The 3,914-nt window shown below is 68.9% G+C and carries 4 protein-coding genes; 3 read left to right on the forward strand and 1 reads right to left on the reverse strand.

Translation table 11 applies throughout. From position 1 onward, the window contains the following. Both ACFTZB_RS43895 and ACFTZB_RS43900 read left to right on the forward strand, forming a co-directional pair. Positions 1 to 1,066, forward strand: a 1,066-nt coding sequence (locus tag ACFTZB_RS43895; RefSeq protein ID WP_378442019.1) for a phosphotransacetylase, incomplete at its 5' end; no start/stop codon positions are given. A 49-nt stretch (positions 1,067 to 1,115) separates the two neighbouring features. Beyond that, positions 1,116 to 1,847: a sulfite exporter TauE/SafE family protein gene (locus ACFTZB_RS43900; RefSeq protein WP_378442021.1), complete on the forward strand. Its 732-nt coding sequence runs from the start codon at positions 1,116 to 1,118 to the stop codon at positions 1,845 to 1,847. A gap of 7 nt (positions 1,848 to 1,854) precedes the next feature. On the opposite strand, the gene ACFTZB_RS43905 is transcribed toward ACFTZB_RS43900, so the two are convergent. Continuing rightward, positions 1,855 to 2,760: a LysR family transcriptional regulator gene (locus ACFTZB_RS43905; protein WP_378442023.1), complete on the reverse strand. Its 906-nt coding sequence runs from the start codon at positions 2,758 to 2,760 to the stop codon at positions 1,855 to 1,857. Positions 2,761 to 2,861: 101 nt separating this feature from the next. Between ACFTZB_RS43905 and ACFTZB_RS43910 the strand changes: the two genes are divergently transcribed. Further along, a partial coding sequence (locus tag ACFTZB_RS43910; protein ID WP_378442025.1) for a YeiH family protein occupies positions 2,862 to 3,914 on the forward strand: 1,053 nt, incomplete at its 3' end.

Below are 3,914 nucleotides of genomic sequence, written 5' to 3' on the forward strand. Positions count from 1 at the left end.
CCGCCACCCCTCTTCGTATCGACGGGAGAGCGAGGCCATGGCCCCGGGCGCCACCACAGCACCACCCACCGACGTTGCACGACTGAATGATTCGTCTCTGATCGACCACTGGACCGCCACCCTGAGCGGCCGCAACCGGACCGTCGCGCTCGCGGACGGAGAGGACGGACGCGCGATCCGTGCGGCGCACCATCTGCACCACAAATGTGTCGTCGCCCCGCGCCTGTTCGGGCGGCGGGACGTCATCCGCCGCACCGCCGAGGCCGCGGGCATTCCGCTGGCCGAGGAACTCGTCGTCGACCTGGACGAGGCCGCCACCGATCCCGCGATCCGCGACGCCGTCGCATCGGGATTCGCGAAATATCCCGACCGGATCGAGTCGGCGCTGTCGGACCCGGTCTGCCTGGCCGCGGCGGCAGTGCGCGCCGGGGTGGTCGATGCCGGAGTCGCGGGTGCGAGCAGACCCACGTCCGACGTGCTGCGCGCCGGACTGCGCATCGTCGGTCTCGCCCCGGGTTCGAGCATCCTGTCGAGCTCATTCCTGATGTTGCTGTCGGACGGCAGGCAGCTGACGTTCTCAGATTGCGCCGTCGTCCCCGACCCGACGGTCGAGGAACTGGTCGACATCGCGCTCGCCGCCAGCGCCACCCACTTCCAGCTCACCGAGCGGGCCCCGATCGCGGCGATGCTGTCGTTCAGTACCCAGGGCAGCGCCAGCCATCCGCGGGTGGAGAAGGTCCGCGAGGCCGCGGAACGGGTGCGCGTCCGGGACCCGCAGTTGCACGTCGACGGAGACCTGCAGTTCGATGCCGCGCTGGTCGCCGAGATCGGCGCGTCCAAGGCGCCCGGGTCACGGGTCGCCGGCCGCGCGAACGTCCTGGTGTTCCCGAACCTCGACGCCGGCAACATCGGGTACAAGATTGCCCAGCGGCTCGGCGGTGCAATAGCCTTGGGGCCCATCCTGCAAGGATTGGCCGCGCCGTGGAACGACCTGTCCCGCGGGTGCACCGGCAGCGACATCGAATTGATGGCGCTGGTGAGCGCAGTCCAATCCCTCGCCAACTGAGCGGCGGACCGGCACGGGACCGTGCCACCGGATCGAGAAGGGAGTCGCGATGACGATGCTCCTCGTGGGTGCCCTGTGCATCGGCATCGCCTCGGTCATCGGAGGGGCCACCGGGTTCGGGACGGCCCTGATCGCGACGCCGGTGATGCTGATGATCGGATTCGCCGTTCCCGAAGTGGTATTCGTCAATCTCGTCGCCGGTCTGATCACGCGGATCGGCGCGGCGTATCACCTGCGCGAACACATCAACTGGGGACGGGTGGCACTGCTCGGTGGGGGCAGTCTGCCCGGCGCCTGGCTGGGTGCGGTCACCCTCGGGTTGGTGCCGGAGCAGTATCTGAAGCCGGCGGCAGGAGTCGTGGTCATGCTGTGCGGGGTCGCGATGGCGCTCCCGACCCGGACGCGGGCCACCCGGACCCCCTCCACCGCCGCACACGTCCTCACCGGCTCCGTGGGCGGCTACCTGGGCACCACGACCTCCCTCAACGGGCCGCCCCCGGTGTTGTTGCTGATGCGCGCGCGGCTGCCACCGCTCGCGTTCATCGCCGATCTCGCAGGCTATTTCATCGTCGCCAACGTGATGGCGCTCGGTGTCCTGTGGTTCCACGACGAGATCACGGAGTCGATGTTCTGGCCGCGTCTCCCGATCTTCGTGACGGCGGCGGTGATCGGCAACGTCGCCGGACTGGCGATCGCCAGGCGTCTGCCGCCGGGTGTGTTCCGGTCCGCCGTCATCGTGCTCGTGATCGCCGCGGGCGCGGCAACGTTCCTCCTCGGCTGAGCGCCGGTCAGTTCTCGGCACCCGCCCGGCGGACCAGACGCACCAGTTCGCCTGCGGGACCGTCGAGCTGACGCGCGCCCCGCCACACGGCCCGCAGAACCCGGTCGAGTTCGAGGCCCTCGACGTCGATCACCTTCAGCTCCCCGGCGGCGACCTGCTCCGCGACCGCGAGGGTGCTCATCACCGCCGGCCCAACCCCCGCGAGCACGCTGGTACGAATCGCGGCGGCGCTGCCCAGTTCGAGAAGCGGTGCGGCACGCTCGTATTCCTGCAACGCCACGTCGAGCGTGGTTCGGGTGCCCGATCCCGGTTCCCGGACCAGGAGCGGCGTCAGCGCCAATTCGCTGACGGACAGTGCTTTTCGGCGCCGCGCCCACGGATGGGTGGGGTGGACGACGACGACCAGCCGGTCACGGGCCACCGTGAGACTCTTCAACGGACGCGGCACCGTCGGCGACTCGACGAACCCGACGTCGCAGATCCTGTTGTCGATGCGCTCGAACACCTGAGTCGAGTTATGTACCTGCAGGTGAATGGTGACGTCGGGGTGCAACCGGCGAAACTGCCCCAGCCACCCCGGCATCAGATGTTCCGCCACCGTCATGCTGGCGCCCACCGTCAACTCGGCCGAACGTTCCGCGCGGAGCCCCTCGGCCACATCGAGCAGCCTGCCCGCATCGGACAGCACCCGGCGCGCCCAGTGTGCGATCACCGTGCCCTGCGGCGTCAGGATCGAACCCGTCGGGCTGCGCTGCAGCAGGGTCATGCCGAACTGGCGCTCGAGCTGCTTGATGGCGCGACTCGCGTTCGGTTGTGCCATTCCCGCGAGTCTGGCGGCAGCGCTGAGGCTTCCGTGGTCGTCGACTCCGACGAGTAATTCGAGCACCGGAAACTCCGGCCATTTGCGGGACATACGTCGAGTATATGACCATTACGCAAGACATATCTGATTGATATGTGTTCATGCCGAAATGACGGCTATCGCACAGTGCCGCAATGACGGACCGTAGGAGCATGAGCAGTCAACTGAGCGAATCGAAGTCCGAGGAACAGCGCGTCGAGAGCACGAGAACGCTGCCGCGACTGCAGACCGCCACGGCCACTGTCCTTCCGGGCCTGGCTTTGTGCGCCGCCGCCACCGCCCTCGCGATGGGCATCGGCCGGTTCCTGCCGACGGTGAGCCCACTGTTGATCGCCATCGTGCTCGGCGCCGTACTGTCGAACGTCGCGCGCCTGCCCGAGCGCCTCCGTCCGGGACTGCAATTCTCCGCCAAGAAACTGCTCCGGGTCGGCATCGCCCTCCTCGGCCTGCAGTTGATGTTGAGCGACATCCTCGGACTCGGCTGGGGCGTCATCGTCGTGGTCGTCTCGATCGTCTGTCTCGGCATCGTCGGCACGATGTTCGCAGGCAAACTGCTCGGCCTCAGCTGGACGCAACGACTGCTCATCGCCTGCGGGTTCTCGATCTGCGGTGCGGCCGCGGTCGCGGCGGTGGACGGGGTGGTGGACGCCGACGAGGAAGAGGTGATCACCGCGGTCGCGCTCGTCGTCATCTTCGGCACCCTCATGATCCCCGCGATCCCCCTGCTGTCGCGGGCGCTCGGACTCTCGGACACCGACGCCGGCCTGTGGGCGGGCGGGTCGATCCACGAGGTCGCGCAGGTCGTCGCGGCCGGTGGAGCGATCGGCGGTGCCGCCCTCGGCGTCGCCGCGGTGGTCAAACTGGCCCGCGTCCTCATGCTCGCACCCGTCATGGCCGTGCTCAGTGTGCGGCAGCGCTCCCTCGCCGGTGACGACGCCGACGTGAAGCGCCCGCCGCTCGTCCCGCTGTTCGTCGTCGCATTCCTCGCCTGCGTCGGCCTCCGGTCGTCCGGCCTGCTGCCCGCGGGTCTGCTCGCCGACGCCAAGATCCTGCAGACCGCGCTCCTCACCGCCGCGATGTTCGCCCTCGGCGCCGGCGTCCAGATCGCCACCATCAAGAAGGTCGGCGCCCGCCCCTTCGTCCTCGCCACGATCTCCACCGTCTGGGTGGGCTCGATCGCGCTGGTGGGCGTGCTGCTCGCGGGG

This window comes from Rhodococcus sp. NPDC057014, assembly GCF_042673295.1.
GTDB lineage: Bacteria > Actinomycetota > Actinomycetes > Mycobacteriales > Mycobacteriaceae > Rhodococcus_F.

What these genes read in the sequence shown, in the direction of transcription:
- ACFTZB_RS43900 (WP_378442021.1), top strand. Translation starts at nt 1,116, where the DNA reads ATGACGATGCTCCTCGTGGGTGCCCTGTGCATCGGCATCGCCTCGGTC.
- ACFTZB_RS43905 (WP_378442023.1), bottom strand. Translation starts at nt 2,760, where the DNA reads ATGTCCCGCAAATGGCCGGAGTTTCCGGTGCTCGAATTACTCGTCGGA.